At 70.0% G+C, this 14,724-nt stretch carries 15 protein-coding genes; 10 read left to right on the top strand and 5 right to left on the bottom strand.

The annotated features are described in order from the left end of the window. Nucleotides 1-43: 43 nt before the first annotated feature. Nucleotides 44-259 (bottom strand): sigma factor-like helix-turn-helix DNA-binding protein, encoded by a 216-nt coding sequence (locus P6144_RS16410; protein WP_277768875.1) that lies wholly within the window; start codon nucleotides 257-259, stop codon nucleotides 44-46. Between the two features lie 411 nt (nucleotides 260-670). Between P6144_RS16410 and P6144_RS16405 the strand changes: the two genes are divergently transcribed. From P6144_RS16405 to P6144_RS16385, 5 genes are all read left to right on the top strand, one after another. Beyond that, nucleotides 671-1,210, top strand: a complete 540-nt coding sequence (locus P6144_RS16405) for a sigma-70 family RNA polymerase sigma factor (protein WP_277768874.1) — start codon at nucleotides 671-673, stop codon at nucleotides 1,208-1,210. After that, nucleotides 1,207-2,229, top strand: coding sequence for a FecR domain-containing protein (locus P6144_RS16400; RefSeq protein ID WP_277768873.1), 1,023 nt, complete (start codon nucleotides 1,207-1,209; stop codon nucleotides 2,227-2,229). Before P6144_RS16405 ends, P6144_RS16400 begins: the two co-directional genes overlap by 4 nt. 542 nt (nucleotides 2,230-2,771) lie before the next feature. Further along, the gene (locus tag P6144_RS16395; RefSeq protein WP_277768872.1) at nucleotides 2,772-3,425 is read left to right on the top strand and encodes a lasso peptide biosynthesis B2 protein; all 654 of its coding nucleotides are present in this window, start codon (nucleotides 2,772-2,774) and stop codon (nucleotides 3,423-3,425) included. Further along, nucleotides 3,422-5,194 (top strand): asparagine synthetase B family protein, encoded by a 1,773-nt coding sequence (locus P6144_RS16390; RefSeq protein WP_277768871.1) that lies wholly within the window; start codon nucleotides 3,422-3,424, stop codon nucleotides 5,192-5,194. Before P6144_RS16395 ends, P6144_RS16390 begins: the two co-directional genes overlap by 4 nt. A gap of 26 nt (nucleotides 5,195-5,220) precedes the next feature. Continuing rightward, on the top strand, nucleotides 5,221-5,346 hold the full coding sequence (locus P6144_RS16385) for a hypothetical protein (RefSeq protein ID WP_277768870.1): 126 nt from the start codon (nucleotides 5,221-5,223) through the stop codon (nucleotides 5,344-5,346). A gap of 45 nt (nucleotides 5,347-5,391) precedes the next feature. Here the strand turns inward: P6144_RS16385 and P6144_RS16380 are convergent, their stop codons facing one another. Both P6144_RS16380 and P6144_RS16375 read right to left on the bottom strand, forming a co-directional pair. Next, entirely contained in the window at nucleotides 5,392-7,500 is a 2,109-nt protein-coding gene (locus P6144_RS16380) for an Atxe2 family lasso peptide isopeptidase (RefSeq protein ID WP_277768869.1), read from the bottom strand. Then, the gene (locus tag P6144_RS16375; RefSeq protein ID WP_277768868.1) at nucleotides 7,494-10,088 is read right to left on the bottom strand and encodes a TonB-dependent receptor; all 2,595 of its coding nucleotides are present in this window, start codon (nucleotides 10,086-10,088) and stop codon (nucleotides 7,494-7,496) included. The genes P6144_RS16380 and P6144_RS16375 overlap by 7 nt, the downstream gene beginning before the upstream one ends. 263 nt (nucleotides 10,089-10,351) lie before the next feature. On the opposite strand from P6144_RS16375, the gene P6144_RS16370 reads away from it, so the two are divergent. The 5 genes from P6144_RS16370 (at nucleotide 10,352) to P6144_RS16350 (ending at nucleotide 13,825) form a co-directional block, all read left to right on the top strand. Continuing rightward, nucleotides 10,352-11,083 (top strand): damage-inducible mutagenesis protein, encoded by a 732-nt coding sequence (locus tag P6144_RS16370; RefSeq protein WP_277768867.1) that lies wholly within the window; start codon nucleotides 10,352-10,354, stop codon nucleotides 11,081-11,083. Beyond that, entirely contained in the window at nucleotides 11,004-12,560 is a 1,557-nt protein-coding gene (locus tag P6144_RS16365; RefSeq protein ID WP_277768866.1) for a DNA polymerase Y family protein, read from the top strand. Before P6144_RS16370 ends, P6144_RS16365 begins: the two co-directional genes overlap by 80 nt. 248 nt (nucleotides 12,561-12,808) lie before the next feature. Further along, complete coding sequence (locus tag P6144_RS16360; protein WP_277768865.1) at nucleotides 12,809-13,318, top strand: Hsp20 family protein; 510 nt, start codon at nucleotides 12,809-12,811, stop codon at nucleotides 13,316-13,318. A 29-nt stretch (nucleotides 13,319-13,347) separates the two neighbouring features. Next, nucleotides 13,348-13,614: a hypothetical protein gene (locus P6144_RS16355; RefSeq protein WP_347275825.1), complete on the top strand. Its 267-nt coding sequence runs from the start codon at nucleotides 13,348-13,350 to the stop codon at nucleotides 13,612-13,614. A 1-nt stretch (nucleotide 13,615) separates the two neighbouring features. Continuing rightward, complete coding sequence (locus tag P6144_RS16350; protein ID WP_277768864.1) at nucleotides 13,616-13,825, top strand: hypothetical protein; 210 nt, start codon at nucleotides 13,616-13,618, stop codon at nucleotides 13,823-13,825. A gap of 88 nt (nucleotides 13,826-13,913) precedes the next feature. Here P6144_RS16350 and P6144_RS16345 read toward each other — a convergent pair whose 3' ends face one another. Then, a complete protein-coding gene (locus tag P6144_RS16345; protein ID WP_277768863.1) occupies nucleotides 13,914-14,171 on the bottom strand; it encodes a GlsB/YeaQ/YmgE family stress response membrane protein in 258 nt (85 codons plus the stop codon). A gap of 84 nt (nucleotides 14,172-14,255) precedes the next feature. Beyond that, entirely contained in the window at nucleotides 14,256-14,666 is a 411-nt protein-coding gene (locus tag P6144_RS16340) for a low affinity iron permease family protein (protein WP_277768862.1), read from the bottom strand. Nucleotides 14,667-14,724: the final 58 nt, after the last annotated feature.

The raw sequence follows: 14,724 nt of genomic DNA, 5'->3' as shown, positions 1-14,724 counted from the left end.
CCGCCGGAGCGCCGATCAAGCGCCATTTCCGAGCGGTCGTCCATCAGCGTCCATCGGCGCCGAGATCGCGGCCGAGCCGCACGAGCGCGCTCGCGAGCAGTCGTTCGACCTCGTCCACGCCGATGCCGAGCCGGGCGGCGACGGTGGCGAAGTCGTGTTCGTCGACGGCATGGAGCAGGAACACTGTCTGCTCGGGTTCGGGCAGCGCGGCCACCGCGGCGCCTATGCGCGCAACCAGCCTGGGATCGATATCGGACATCGGAAACGCTCCTTCCAGCCGGCCCGCCGGGGCCGGAGGAGACGCACACCGGGCACGCCACAAGCGGTGGCCCGCACCGCAGGGCGAAGCGCCAAGCGGAGCACCCGGCATCGCCGGGTTGCGGGGTGCCGCGGCGTGCCCGACATGCGGCGCCCGGTCCCGGTCGGTGGAGGAGGCGGTGTCCAAGTCCGTCCGCCGGCTGTTGCGAATGCCCGCGAACTGACGCAGACTCAGGCTGCAGCGCGGTTTCGAGCCGGCAGCCCGCTGCGGACTGACCGCCAGGCATCAAGCGCTTCCGGCCATCACGGTCGGGGGTAACCTCCAAGGCACTGCCCGGCACGAGACAGGCTCTCGTGCGATCGACTTTCCTCGCCCGCGCACCGCGCGGCGGCAGCTGCGCGCGATAGCGCGATGCGGCGGCCGGATGACGACCCTGACCAGTCGCCCGGTGGCGGCGGCAACGGCCAGGCACGCTTCGATGTGCTCTACCGCGAGCAGGCACCTCGCCTGCGGCGCTGGCTCGATGCACGCCTGCGCTCGAGCGAGGAAGCCAACGACCTGGTGCAGGATGCGTTCGCGCGCCTGCTCGGCTCGGATGCCCGCGACGGGCTGCGCCAGCCCGAGGCGTTCCTTAACCGGATCGTGCGCAACCTGCTCATCGACCGATCGCGCCGCGTATCCAACCGCACACCGCACGTGCCGATCGACGAGGCGAACGAGCCGGCCGCACGGGCCACCCAGGAAGACGGAATCGAGGTCGCGCAGATGCGGGAACGCTATCGATCGGCGGTCGCCGCGCTGCCGCCGCGCACCCGCGAGGTGTTCGTGCTGCACCGGGTCGAGGGTCTGGGCTACAAGGAGATCGCGACTCAGCTCGGCATCAGCATCCGTACCGTCGAATGGCATATGGGTGAAGCGCTGCTGAAGATCGGCAGGGACCTGAAGCAATGACCATCCCGGAAGGCCAGGCGGAGGAAGGCGACGATGCGCTCGCCCGCGAGGCCGCGCACTGGTTCGCGCGCATGCGCGGTCCCGATGCCGATGCCAGCCGCGCCGAGTTCGAAGTGTGGCTTGCCCAGGGAGCGGCGCACCGGGTCGCGTACAACGATGCCGCCGAGGTCTTCGCGATGGGAAAGCTGCTCGCCGAACCTGGCGAGCCCGCTCCTGCGCCGACTCGGCGCCGGCCGGTCCTCGCCATGGCGCTGGCCACCGTCGCGGCCTGTGTGGTCGGCGGCGGCGCCTGGGTCGCCATGCACCCGTCGGGGCCCGCCGGAGACCAGCACGAAGCCATTGCCGGCACGACAGAGCATCGCAGGATCTCGACGATCGCCGACGAGGCGCGCGTGGTGCGGCTCGCCGACGGCTCGACCGTGCGCCTCGGCGACGGGACGATCCTCGATGTCGATATCGGGAGCGGGCAGCGCGGCCTGAGGCTGCTACAGGGCCAGGCGCGGTTCGAGGTCGCGCACGAGCAGCGCCCCTTCATCGTCTTTGCCGGCGGGGGGAGCGTGACCGCGCGCGGCACGATCTTCGAAGTCGCGCTGACGCGCTCGGGCAAGGTCGACGTCCGCCTCGTGCAGGGCGCCGTCGATGTAGCGCTGCCCGGTGCACCGACTTCGCCGCAGCCGCCGATCCGCAAGCTCGCGGCGGGCGAAGGCGTATCCTTCGCGGCGCAGCCCGACGTCCCGGCGACCCCCGCGGCACCGGCCGGCGCGACGTCCGCGCCATCCGCCGCGCGCGAGTTCGAGGCAACGCCCGTCGCCGAGCTGGTCGCGCTCGCGAACCATGGGGCAGTCCGGCCGATCCGGCTGGCCGACGCCTCGCTCGCCGGCCAGCGCGTGTCCGGGCGGTTCCGGGTCGATGATACCGAGTTGCTGGCAAGGCGGCTTGGCGCGCTGTTCAACCGGAGCGTGGACACCAGCCGGGCCGGCGAAATCGTGCTGGCGCCGGCAGGCGCGCCCATTCGCTAGGATATCGGCAGCGGCACCCGTGCACGGGGAGAAAGCCGGCAACCGGAGCGCCCGGCCTGGCGAACCCCGCGATGATGATTAAGTCGATTTCGGAGTGATCGGCTTTTTCAGTCCGATATGGACAGTATATCATCTGGAAATAAAACTGTCACATAGACCAGCGCGGCCGGGTGGCCACCACTATGTCCAAGCCTCGCGGCCAAAGGTGGTGGCGCATGTTCCAAGACATGCTTTTCCCGCCCGGCTTCGTTAGCACAATAAGCCTCGACGAAAACAATCGGATTATAATTGGATTATAAACTACTCATATGTGCTGAGTCCGGTACATTGGGTCTGGTCATGGCCATGACGTTTCTCGTGAATGGAGGAATGCCATGAAAAGCGAACAGACCATCGAGCTCGGTGTCGTGAGCACCGACACCAAGGGCCTTCCGGTCGGCGCCGCCGACACGGAGTTCGGTCACCGCAAGCAGATCGAGCTCAGCGACGACTGACGGACCTGGCGCGTGCCCAATGGGCACGCGCCCTTCCGGCGCATCCCCATGTCGCACATCCTCCGCCCCGGCCTGTCATGGTGCCTATGCGCCGACCGGGCCGTATTCCTGGACCTGACGTCCAATCGCTATTTCTGCCTGCCCGAAATGGCCGACACGCTCTTCCGGCGCTGGGCCGCGGGCGAGATACTCGCCCCCGACGCGCTGGCGCCACTCCTCGATTGCGGAGTCATCGTGGCCGGGAAAGGCAGCCGCTCCGCGGCCACCATGCATCCCGCTGCTACCCGGGACTTCGGCCTCGACAACGTACGCGGCGCTGCGGCCACCGATGTGATGGCGGCGATCGCCGGCCAGCTCCAGGCGCGCTGGTGGCTGAAGCTGCGGCCGATGGCCAGCATCGCCGCCCGCCTGGTGCGCGAGCGGACAGCCACGGGCGGCCGAGCACCGGACGAGGCACGGCAGCGCCAGGTCGCGGGCGCGTTCGTGACCAGCGCGACGCTCCTGCGCGCCGCCGACCAATGCCTGCCCCGGGCGATCGCGGCACGCCGGCTGTGCCAGCGGCACGGCCAGGAGGGGGCACTGGTCTTCGGGGTGCGCCTCGAGCCTTTTGCCGCGCATAGCTGGGTCCAGTGCGGCGACGCAGTGATCGTCGGCGAGCTGGAGAATGTGCGGCTCTACACCCCGATCCTGGTGCTGCCATGAGGCCGCGCTATCTCGTCTTCGTCACGGCCAGCGCCGAGCTCGCCGAAGGCGCGCAGCGCATCGCCGAGCGGACCGGCCTGCGGCTGGCGCGCTGCACGCCGTGCTTCGCGGTGCTGGTCAACGAAGCCTGTTGCTGCCTCGAACTGGATTGCGACGGCGTGGTGCTGGGCACGCTGTTCCACCGGCACGGGCCGGCGCGTGCCATCCAGGCGCTAGGCGCTGCCGAGCGCAGCGTCCTGGCGCGCGGCGGGACCGAGGCGCTGCTCAAATCCTATTGGGGCGGCTATCTCGCCGTCCGGACCCAGGGCGGCGCGGTCGAGATCCTGCGCGACCCCTCGGCGGCATTGCCCTGCTATCGGGCGCAAGCGGATGGGATCGCGATGCTCGCGTCCGATGTCGAGCTGCTGGCGATGGCGGGCGGTGCGCCGGAGGGTGTCGACTGGGATGCGCTCGGACGAATGCTCTATTCCTGCGGTCTCCCCACGATCGAGACCGCGCTCGGCGGCATCACGACGCTCTTCCCGGGTGCGGCCATTGCGCTGAAGGACGGCGCCGAGCGATCCCTGCCGGGCTGGTCGCCCTGGGATTTCGTCGCGCCGAACGCCGGGGAGGAGACCGCCGCCACCGCCGAGCGCCTGCGCAGGGTGGTCGAGCAGTGCGTCGCCGCCTGGGCCTCGCTCTACCGGCACCCGCTGCTCAGCCTGTCGGGCGGCCTCGATTCCTCGATCGTCGCCGCGTGCCTGGCGCGTGGCGGTAGCCGCGCGACCTGCATGACCATGTACACCGACGATCCGGCCGGCGATGAGCGCGGCTTCGCGCAGACCGTCTGTACCAGCCTCGGCCTGCCGCTGGTCGACGCCCGCTACGATCTCGACGCCGTCGATCTCGGCCGCGCGCTCGGCGCCCATCTGCCCAGACCGCTGGGGCGGGCTGAGGCACAGCCCTATGAGGTCGCGCATCGCGAGGCGGCCGCGCGCATCGGTGCGGACGCGTTCTTCACCGGCAATGGCGGCGACAATGTCTTCGGCTTCTCGCAGTCCGCCGTAGCGCTGGCGGACCGCGCCCTGCACGAGGGCCCCGGTGCAGGGGCGTTCGCGACGCTGCGCGATATCTGCCGGCAGACGGGCGCCGGGCCGCTCAGGGTCACGCGCGCGGCGGTGGCGATCGCCAGACGGGCGCCCGCCTATCACTGGAAGCCGAGCCCGGCCTTCCTCCATCCCGACCTTATCGCTTCGCTCCGCGACCTCGAGCTGTCTCACCCCTGGCTAGAAGCTCCGCTCTGGGCGTTGCCCGGCAGGGCAGTCCATATCGCCGGCCTGGTGCGCGCGCATCCGACGCTCGAGTCCGATCGCAGCCGGACCGCGCCGGTGGTCAATCCGCTGCTGTCGCAGCCGATCATCGAGGCCTGCCTCGCCATACCGAGCTGGCAGTGGCGCGAGGGCGGCCGCGACCGGGCGATGGCGCGAACCGCCTTTGCCGAGCGGCTTCCGGCCACGATCGTCGAGCGCAGGGTCAAGGGAACGCCGGACCCGTTCTGCAGCGAGATCGTGCGGCGCAGGCGTGACGAACTGCGCGAGCGGCTGATGGACGGGCAGCTCGCTGCCCATGGAATTCTCGATCCCGGCGCGATCGAGGAGGCTCTCCGGCCCGGGCGACCGACTGCCAGCGAGCAGAATGTGCGCCTGCTCGAACTGGTCAATGTCGAGGCATGGGCGACCCTCTGGTCTTCCCGTCGCCCCGGCACGCCTGACCGGCTCGAGCACCAATGACTGCACCTGCAAACAGGAGACTGAAGATGCGTATCGAGGACAGGAAGATCGTCGAGCTCGGCAGCGTCAGCGCCGACACCCGCGGAGCCGTGATGGGTATCTCCGATCACGAGTTCGGCTGGATGAAGCCCACTGGCCTGCACGACGACTGATGCGGGGCGAGCGGGCGCCCCGGCGCCCGCTCGGTCCTGCCGGCTTCAGGGCGGCGGGGCGGTCGCCGAAGCACCGGCCGACCCCGACAGGCCGTGGCGAAGCGCTTCCCAATATGCCACTTCTCCGGCGCGCCCGGGGGCCTTCACCCCGTTTAGCCAATAGTCGAACCAGTCGAGCGCCCGGCTATAGACCGCGAGCCGGTGCGCCGGCTGCCATTTGACGTGATGCTCGTCCGGGAAGACGTAGAGGTCGATCGGGCGGTCCAGTTCGCGCAGCGCCGTGACGCTCTGGAGCGCGACCCAGAATTCGTCGTCCGACACCTGCGCGAGGATGGGCGCGTGGATATCCCGGGCGTTTCGGGAGACGGAGAAGCCACGCCAGAAAGCCTGGGCGGCTGCGTCGTCGTCGACGGTCCGGGGATAGCCCATCTCGTGGAACTGCCGCGCTGCCATCGGCCCCACGCGGAGCGGCAGGCTGCTATCCCAGCAGCAGCTGCTCATCGCGAATGCCGAGAACAATTTGCTGTGCAGCAGTGCATATTGGACCGTCGAGGCACCGTCGCTCAGGCCGGTCATCCCGATCCGGGCGGGGTCGGCGATGCCGCGCTCGATCGCAAGGCGTACCGGGCTCTCGATCGCCTCGAGGACGCTGCGGCGGTCGGCGAAGTCCTTGAGGTTGATCCGTTCGGCCTCGACGGGGTCTGTGGTGGACTTGAAGCCGACCGAGCGCGGCCGGTCGAAGCTCAGCACCGCGAAGCCGCGATTGGCGAACGCCTGGATCGGATAGTCGTCGCCGGTCCCGCCGCGCAGGAAGCCGCGCGAATTATATTGGACGACGACGAGCGGATAGCGCTGCCCGGGCACATAGCCGACCGGCAGGACGAGGTCGGCGAAGGACTCCATACCGAAGCTGTTGCGCGAGCGCAGTCGCTCGACCTGGCCCAGCTTTAGGCTCGCGAACTCCGGGTTCGGGTCGAACAGCGGCGTCCGCTCGCCGCTGGCAGGATCGAGCCGCTCGAGCCGCCGGGGCTGGAGCGATCCCTCGCGCAGGCAGGTGAGCGTCGCTCCCGTCGGCACGCAGCCGAGGAAAAGGTCCTCGGTCGCGTAGAGCCGTCGCACGCCGGGCGTGCCCGGCGTCCATTCGTAGATCGCGGTGACGCTGTTGGCCCAGCCTTCGTGCCGCACGAACCGAACCTTGCCGCCCACCCACCAGGGCTGGTTCGCGTCGGCGCATTCGGGCGCGCCGCAGGTCAGCGTCTGCCCATGCCTCGTCACGATAAGGCGGCCCCGCGCGGCGTAGAGCGTCCTGGCCGGCACCTGCAGCGAGGCGCGGTCCCCATCGACGGAAGTCGCCTCGCTCCAGCTGCCTTCCTGCATCGCGCCCTTGTCGAGCAGCGCGGTCTCCTCGGGCGTCGCCGGCCGCACCGTCCGGCTCGCCAGGTCGAGATACCATGCCGCCCGCGCGATCGGTGCCAGCGGGAAGGGGCGGCTGGCCGCCGCCGGCACGAAGCGATCGTCATAGCGGAAGCCCGACAGCCCCTCCTTGTCGATCGCGGCCGATGCGTCGCGCAGCCCCGGCTTGGTCGCATAGACGATACCCAGGCCGTCGATAGTGAGACGGAAAGCGTCCACGTCGTCGATGCTGTCGGTGATCGCTTCGCTGCCGCTGCCGTTCGCCTCGGCGCGCCACAGCTGCACGGCGCCGCGGTCGCGGCGGCGATAGACGATCGATTTCCCGTCGGGCGACCAGCGCGGCGTGACCGGATCGGTGAACCCGCTCGGGAAGCTTGCGACGCCGCGCGCATCGAAGCGCAGCCGCATGAAATCCCCGCCGCGGTCGACGACGCGCACGGCGCGGGTCCGAAGATCCACCACCAGCATCGCCAGGCAGAAGCCGTTGCTGGCGGGATCGCCGCGCCGGAGCTGGAACGCGGCGTGGCGACCGTCCGGCGATACCGAGAACAGCCCTTCGTCCTGCTGGTTCGGATCGACCGGCCCGATGTCGCGCAGGCGGACCAGATCCTCCGGCACGAGGTTGCGGGCGGGAAAACGTGCCCCGGACGGCATCAGGTCGGTGCAGTCCGGGGCGGCCCAGGCCGCCGCAGGTGCCAGGAGCGAGGCGGCGACGGCGAGCGCCATGCGGAGGCTCACCATTGCTTGGTCACCGAGAAGCTGACGAAGCGGCCGATCGGCGACTGGTTGGTCGAATCGAAGGGGATCGACGAGGCCGAGGAATTGCGGATCGGATCGGGCTGCTCGTCCAGCAGGTTCTGCAGGTTGAGCCGGAACTCCAGATTGGCGAGCGGTCCATGTGCGATGGCAGGGCGGAACGCCCCGCTCAGGTCGAGCGTGGTGAAGGCACCGATCGTCTCGACCTGGGGGAAGCGATTGTCGAGGGTGCTGCCGACATAGTTCACCGAGGCCGAGAGCTGAAATTCCCGGTCCTGCCAGCTCGCCGAGCCATGGGCCCGGAAATGCGGCGGGGTGAAGACCAGGCCCGCGCGCCCCTCATAGGGCTGGCCGGCGACGGGCTGGCGCTTGCCGTCCAGATAGCTCGCCGACGCCGCCAGCTGGAGCTGGCTGCCGCCCTTGAGCGCGGCGTTGTAGTCGATCGCGAGATCGACGCCGCGGGCATGTTCGCGCGCGGTGTTGCGCAGGCTGGAGTCCACCACCGCCGCGACCTGCGCCGGATCATAGGCCTGGCTGCTCTGGTTATCGAGGCCGAGTGGCGCCTGCGCGATCAGCACCTGCAGCAGGGACGCGCTGGGGGCGAAGGTCACGAAGTCCGCCGCGACCGGGTTGGTCAGCGCCGTCGTGAAATCGCTGACCGCCTCGGCGATGCGGCCGCGATAATCGATGTCGAACCAGCTCGCCTCGATGCGCAGGCCCCTGAGGAAGCGCGGCTTGAATTCGATCGACAGCGTCGAGCTGGTCGCCCGCTCGGCGCGCAGGTCGGGATTGCCGCCGGCCAGCAGCAATACGGTCGAGCCTGGGGGAAGCGCGGGGACGGGCTGCGGCGAGAATTCGCTCTCGTCCAGCAGTATGGCTTCGCGCGGCTGGTTGACCTGCTGCAGCGTCGGGATCTTGAACGATCGCCCCCAGCTATATTTGAGCGTGACGTCGGGATGCGGCGCATAGACCAAGCCGAGCTTGGGGGTCGCGACCGCGTCGATGCCCCTATAATCCTCGTAGCGGACAGCAGCGCTGAGCCGCAGCGCCTCGAGCCAGGGCATGCGATTGGCGGCGCCGACCAGCGGTACCGAAAGCTCGCCATAGCCGAAGCGGCTTTCCCGCCGCTCGACCGCGTCGCGCATCACCTGGGTGACGCCGCCGCTGGTCGCCCGGACGTTGAACGCGAGCCGGAAGCGCCGATAGCCGCCACCCAAAGCGAGCCGCATATCGCCGCCCGGCAGGCGGACCAGCGGCCCCTCGGCGCTCGCCTCGAAGTTGGTGAGATAGTCGTCATAGGCGGTGCGGCCGACCAGCAGGGCGCCGCCCGTGTAGCGCATCGCGGTGCTGACGGTGGAACTCTCCCCCTGCGTCGCCTCTAGCGTTGCCTCCCAGCCGCCGGGCCGGAGATGCAGCGACGGCGTGATCGCATAGGAGCGCACCACCGGCAGGTTGACCTGTCCGAAATAGGTTGCCGGGTCGGTCACCGAGAAGGCGTTGGTCTTGCGCGCGCGGCGATCGGCGAGCTGGGCGTCCAGCTCCAGCGAGGCCCAGCCGGCAATGTCCTGGTGCCCCGCAAGCACGCCACTGATCTGCCGCCCGCCGCTCGCGATCATCTGCGAAGGATGGAGGCTGCGCGTATAGTCTCGCTGGTCGGCGTAGATCGGCGTGGTCTTGCTAAAGTCGAGCGCGGCCATGAAGCCGCCGCCTGCCCAGCGTGCGCCGCCGACGCCGGAATATTGCTGCTGGAAATTGCCGCCTTCGGTCGAGGCGCCGAGGCGGGCGCTCGCCTGAAGGCCGTCATAGTCGCGGCGCAGGATCAGGTTGGCGACCCCGCCGACCGCGTCCGAGCCGTAGAGTGCCGATGCGCCGTCGGTGATCACCTCGATGCGCTCGAGCGCAGCCAGCGGAATGGTCGAGATGTCGACGCCCTGGTTGACGGCGTCGTAAGGAAGGCGGTGACCGTTGATGAGCGTCAACGTCGCGTCCGAGCCCAGCCCGCGAAGGTTGAGCGTCGTCGAGTTGTTGATGTTGTTGTAGCCGCCCTGGTCACCGCCCCCCGCGACCCCGGGGTTTTGCCCTCCGGTGAAATTCTGCGGGATGATCCGCGAGACGCTTGCCATGTCCGGCAGGCCCTGCGCCTCCAATGTGCGCCGCGTCATGACGATGACCGGCGAGGGTCCGGTCGCGCCGCGGATGCGCGTTCCGGTCACCGTGATCGCCGGATCCCCGGCGCTCTCCTCGGCCGGTTGGGGACGCACCCGCACGACGAGCGCGCCGGACTGCTCCTCGACGATGAGGCCGGTGCCGCCGATGGCAAGGCGCACCGCCTGCTCGACGGTAAAACTGCCCCGGACCGCTGGCGACCGCTTGCCGCGAACGTCCTCGTCCGCGAACAGGATCTCGCGGCCGCCCTGGCGGGCGAGCGCACGCAGCGTCACGCCCAGGTCCTGCGGCGGCAGCTCGAAGGCGATCGGCGCTTCCTGTGCGCTTGCCGGCAGGATCGCCATGCCGGCCGGGATCGCCGTCGCGCAAAGCAGCGCGGCGCAGAATGCTTTTCTCGAGACTCTCATTTCCACCCTCCCAAATCGCCGAGCTTCGTGCGGCGTTGGGGGATTGACGGGCGGGCCGGCGGACTACGGGGTCGGACCGCAAAATATTTTTCTTGGCTGACGGCACCGTAACGACCCGAGGATTTGCCTCTGCGCGAACGGCGTTCCCGGCGTTCCCGGCAAGCCGACCCCGGGGCCTCGACGTCGGTGCCCGTTCTTGACGGCCCGGCATTCTTCCGAACAAAAAGGGAACGAATCAACCTCTTGTCGAGTCTTGGACCTTCATGCGGCAGCCAGCTGTCATCGCCGATCTGCGTTCGCGCATCGCCGCCATCGAAGGCGTAGGGCAGCGGCACGCGGCGGTGCCGTTCGGGATCGCGTCGCTCGACGGGCGGCTTCCGGGCGGCGGCCTGGCGACCGGCGCGCTCCATGAGGTCGCCGGCAGCGCTGCGCTGTGCGACGACGCCGCCGCCACCGTCTTCCTTGCCGGCATCCTCGCCCGGATCGAGGGCCCGGTCTTCTGGTGCCTGAGGTGGCGCGACCTGTTCGCGCCCGCGCTCGACCTGGCCGGCCTGCATCCGGACCGCGTCATCCATGTCGAGGCCGGCAGCGACACCAACGTCCTGCTGGCGATGGAGGAATGCCTGCGCCATCCCGGGCTCGCCGGGGTGGTGGGGGAGGTCGCCAAGCTCTCGACGACGGCATCGAAGCGCCTGCAGCTTGCCGCCGAGAGCTCGGGCACCACGGCCTTCGTGTTCCGCCGCGCCTCCCCGGCCGACGCCGTTGCGGAAGGCACCGCGGCGGTCACGCGCTGGCGCGTGCTCGCCGCGCCCAGCGAGCCGCTCGGCATCCCCAGCCTCGGCCGCGCCCGCTGGGACCTGCGCCTCGAGCGGGTGCGCGGCGGCGAGCCCAAGTCCTGGATCGTGGAGGCCTGCGATGCGCAGGGTCGTCTCGCTCTACCTGCCAAGCTGGTCGACCGACCGGCTGCGGCGGAAGAGCGGCGTCTCGCGAGCTGAGTCTCGCGACGCCGCGCCGGCCGGCGACCGGCCGCTCGTCACTGCGCTTCCCGATCATGGCCGCAAGATCGTGGCCGCAGTCGATGCCGCTGCGCGCAGCCGGGGCATCGCCGCCGGCATGACCGTCACCAAGGCGCGCAGCCTGGTGCCCGGGCTGATGGTGGTCGATGCCGATCCGGAAGGCGATCTCGCCGCGCTCCGGCGCCTCGCCTTGTGGTGCTCCCGCTATTCCCCCGTCGTCGCCCCCGATCCGCCCCGGGGCATCTGGATCGACGTCACCGGCTGCGCGCCGCTGTTCGGCAGCGAGCGCGCGCTGCTCAAGGACCTGCACCGCCGCATCGCCGGCGCCGGCTTCGCGGTGCAGGTCGCGGTGGCCGATACGCCGGGCTGCGCCCATGCGGTCGCCCGGCACGTTCCGGCCGGCCGGCCGGTCGCGATCCCCTCGGGCGACCAGCGCAAGGCGATGGCGCTGCTGCCGCTCGCGGCGCTGCGGCTCGAGGCACAACTGGTCGAAGGGCTGCGCAAGCTCGGCTTCGAGCGGATCGAGCAGATCCTCGACACGCCGCGCGGCCCGCTCGCCCGCCGGTTCGGCCGGGTGCTGCACCAGCGGCTCGACCAGGCGCTCGGCCTCGCGCCCGAGCCGATCGAGCCGATCTTCGCGCCGCGGGTGCCGCGCGCCCGGCGCGCCTTGCTCGAGCCGATCGCGACGCCCGAAGCGTTCGGCCGGGTGATCGCCGACCTCGTCGGCGACATGACCGCGGAGCTCGTCCGGCTCGGCAAGGGCGCGCGCCGTCTCGACTGCCATTTCCAGCGCGTCGACGGCCTGGCGCAGGCGATCCGCGTCGGTACCGCCACGCCGACACGCGACACCGCCCATCTCGTCCGGCTGCTCCAGGCGCGTATCGACCAGATCGAGCCGGGGCTCGGCATAGAGGCGATGACCTTGGTAGCGCCGCTCGTCGAGCCGCTGGCCGCCGCCCAGGCCGACCTTGCCCGCGCCGGCCGTCGCGAGGCGGACCTGGCAGGCCTGATCGACACGCTCGCCAACCGCTTCGGCGAAGCGAGCCTTCGCCGCGCCGCGCCCTTGCCGGGCGGCATGCCCGAGCGGTCGGTGGCGACCTTGCCCGCGCTCGCCCCTGCCGCAGGCGCGCGCTGGGCCGAGGACCTGCCGCGCCCCGGCCGACTGATCGATCCACCCCAGCCGATCCAGGTGACGGCGATGCTGCCCGATCATCCGCCGGCGATGTTCGTCTGGCGGCGAAAGCGCTACCGGGTGGTCCAGGCCGACGGCCCCGAGCGGCTGCACGGCGAATGGTGGCGCGAGGGCGGCACGGAAGCACGGGCGCCCTATTCGGTGCGCGATTATTTCCAGGTCGAGGTCGAGGGCGGCGGACGCTACTGGCTGTTTCGCCTCGGCGACGGCGAGCGCGGCGCCACCGGCCCGATGACCTGGTTCATCCACGGTGCCTTTGCCTGATCGCGCCGCGGACGGGCCAGGCGCCGGAACGACATCGGCCCGCCCTTGGCAAGCGCAGGCGCGGCGCTGGCCTCCTCGCGACGGGCCCGGCGATCCCGCCAAAAAATTTTGGAAAGAGGGTCTTGAAGCCATCCCAGCGAAAACCATCTTCGCGCCGCCGGACGCGAAAACTCGGTCCGGCAGGACCTGAGGGCACCGGCTCTCCCGGTGCGCCTCGTGCTCAAATTGCTCATTTGGAGGATTTGGATATGAGGACTTTCGACTTTTCGCCCTATCGCCGCTCGACGGTCGGCTTCGACCGTCTGTTCGATCTGCTCGAGGCAGGCGCGCGCAGTGAGACCGACAGCTACCCGCCGTTCGATATCGAGCAGGCCGGCGAGGACCGCTATCGCATCACCCTGGCGGTCGCGGGCTTCCGTCCCGACGAGATCGAGATCGTGGCGCAGAGCAACCAGCTCACCGTGACCGGCCGCAAGGAAGAGGAGGAGGGCGACACTGGCCGCTTCCTGCACCGCGGCATCGCCACGCGCGCCTTCGAGCGCCGGTTCCAGCTGGCCGACTTCGTCGTCGTCGAGGATGCGCAGTTCGACAATGGCCTGTTGCGGATCGCGCTCAAGCGCGAGATCCCCGAGGCGATGAAGCCCCGGCGCATCGCGATCGGGGGCACGGCATCCGCGCCCGCCAACGACCGGCTCGAGGGCCCTTCCGCGCACGCCGGCGCCGCCGAGCCCGAGCCTGTCGAGCGCGACGCGGCGTAAGCCTGCATGCCCGCCCCGTAAGGGCGGGCATGTCCCTTTCGACAGCCATCGAGGAGGATTCGACGATGACCGTCCATTTCCTGGGGCTGCTGCGCCATCCGCGGGAACTGGTCGAGCACCCGCAACTCGAGCCCGAGGTCAAGCGCGCCATCCTGGCGTCCTGGGCCTCGGACGCTCACACCGTCCGCTCCCAGCCCAGGCTGCGCAAGCCGCCCGAGCTCAGCGATCCGGTCCCCGTAGGCGAGCTGCTCGCGGCGCTCCGCCAGCTCGACGCGGGCCAGCCGGGAGCCGCCTGACATGCCCGTGACGATCGCCCCGGAGATCGTCGCGTGCATCGCGCGCGGCGGCCAGCCCAGCGAGACCGATCTGCAGCGGGTGGCGGCGCACATCCGGCGCGATCTCGAGATCGCGCTCGGGTTCGGCAGACGGCCCGGACCATCGGCGCCGGATCGGGTCGCCACGGAGGCAATCCGCGCGGCGCGTGCCGCGCTGGAAGGTGCGCCCTGAAACAGGACGCCGGCCGCCTTAGGCAGCCGGCGTCCAGTCTTTCGGAAATAGCGCGACGCCGATATCGCCCGCGCGTCGCGCCGTGCCGTCAGCGAAGGCTGCCGCGCCGTACCAAGTTGACGATGCCGAGCAGCACGACGGCGCCGAGCAGCGAGACCAGGAACGAAGTCACCGTCAGCGGCGCGTTGTTGATCGAGCCGCCGGCGACGATGAGGCCGCCGATAAAGGCGCCGACGATCCCGACCACGATGTTAAGGAAGACGCCCTGCTGGGCATCGGTTCGCATGATCATGCTCGCGAGCCACCCGATCACGCCGCCCACGACCAGCCACAAAATGAATCCCATCGATCTTCTCCTTTGCGCAAGGCGAGACGCGCCGGCCACGGTGCAGGTTCCCGCACGCCGGAGCCCGAAAGCCGGACGGCGCCGTCAATAGCGCGCCAGCAGGCGCTCGACCGTCGGGCGGGTCGTCGTCTCCTTGCCATGGTCCTGGGCGATGTCCTTCTCAAGCGCGTCGCGGATCTCGCAAATCTGCGCATCGGTCAGGTGCTCGATGCCGACGAACTCGCCGCGCGCCTTATCGACGGCGCGCAGCAGTTCGTCGAGCTTGGCCTGCATCGCGGCGCCGTCGCGGTTCTGGCTGTTCTGGATCAGGAAGACGGCGAGGAAGGTGAGCACGGTCGTCGCGGTGTTCACGATCAGCTGCCAGGTGTCCGAATAGTGGAGCAGCGGACCGCTCGCGGCCCAGAGCAGCACGAACGCGACCGAGATGATGAACGCCAGCGGGTGGCCCATCAGCGAGGCCGACCGGCTCGCAATCCGCGTGAAGAACTGGTCCATTTAATCCTCCTTGCTCAGGTGGATGGCGCAACGAATCGCCATTCGCGCCGGTTTCACG

It is taken from the genome of Sphingomonas sp. HITSZ_GF (assembly GCF_029543155.1).
GTDB lineage: Bacteria > Pseudomonadota > Alphaproteobacteria > Sphingomonadales > Sphingomonadaceae > Sphingomonas.
The sequence above is the reverse complement of the archived record's forward strand: the minus strand, read 5'-3'. Positions and strand labels throughout refer to the sequence as shown.

Bases quoted from the DNA above. Each gene is read 5' to 3' on its own strand.
- P6144_RS16410 (WP_277768875.1), bottom strand. From the start codon at position 259: ATGTCCGATATCGATCCCAGGCTGGTTGCGCGCATAGGCGCCGCGGTG.
- P6144_RS16405 (WP_277768874.1), top strand. From the start codon at position 671: ATGCGGCGGCCGGATGACGACCCTGACCAGTCGCCCGGTGGCGGCGGC.
- P6144_RS16400 (WP_277768873.1), top strand. From the start codon at position 1,207: ATGACCATCCCGGAAGGCCAGGCGGAGGAAGGCGACGATGCGCTCGCC.
- P6144_RS16395 (WP_277768872.1), top strand. From the start codon at position 2,772: ATGTCGCACATCCTCCGCCCCGGCCTGTCATGGTGCCTATGCGCCGAC.
- P6144_RS16390 (WP_277768871.1), top strand. From the start codon at position 3,422: ATGAGGCCGCGCTATCTCGTCTTCGTCACGGCCAGCGCCGAGCTCGCC.
- P6144_RS16385 (WP_277768870.1), top strand. From the start codon at position 5,221: ATGCGTATCGAGGACAGGAAGATCGTCGAGCTCGGCAGCGTCAGCGCC.
- P6144_RS16380 (WP_277768869.1), bottom strand. From the start codon at position 7,500: ATGGTGAGCCTCCGCATGGCGCTCGCCGTCGCCGCCTCGCTCCTGGCA.
- P6144_RS16375 (WP_277768868.1), bottom strand. From the start codon at position 10,088: ATGAGAGTCTCGAGAAAAGCATTCTGCGCCGCGCTGCTTTGCGCGACG.
- P6144_RS16370 (WP_277768867.1), top strand. From the start codon at position 10,352: ATGCGGCAGCCAGCTGTCATCGCCGATCTGCGTTCGCGCATCGCCGCC.
- P6144_RS16365 (WP_277768866.1), top strand. From the start codon at position 11,004: ATGCGCAGGGTCGTCTCGCTCTACCTGCCAAGCTGGTCGACCGACCGG.
- P6144_RS16360 (WP_277768865.1), top strand. From the start codon at position 12,809: ATGAGGACTTTCGACTTTTCGCCCTATCGCCGCTCGACGGTCGGCTTC.
- P6144_RS16355 (WP_347275825.1), top strand. From the start codon at position 13,348: ATGTCCCTTTCGACAGCCATCGAGGAGGATTCGACGATGACCGTCCAT.
- P6144_RS16350 (WP_277768864.1), top strand. From the start codon at position 13,616: ATGCCCGTGACGATCGCCCCGGAGATCGTCGCGTGCATCGCGCGCGGC.
- P6144_RS16345 (WP_277768863.1), bottom strand. From the start codon at position 14,171: ATGGGATTCATTTTGTGGCTGGTCGTGGGCGGCGTGATCGGGTGGCTC.
- P6144_RS16340 (WP_277768862.1), bottom strand. From the start codon at position 14,666: ATGGACCAGTTCTTCACGCGGATTGCGAGCCGGTCGGCCTCGCTGATG.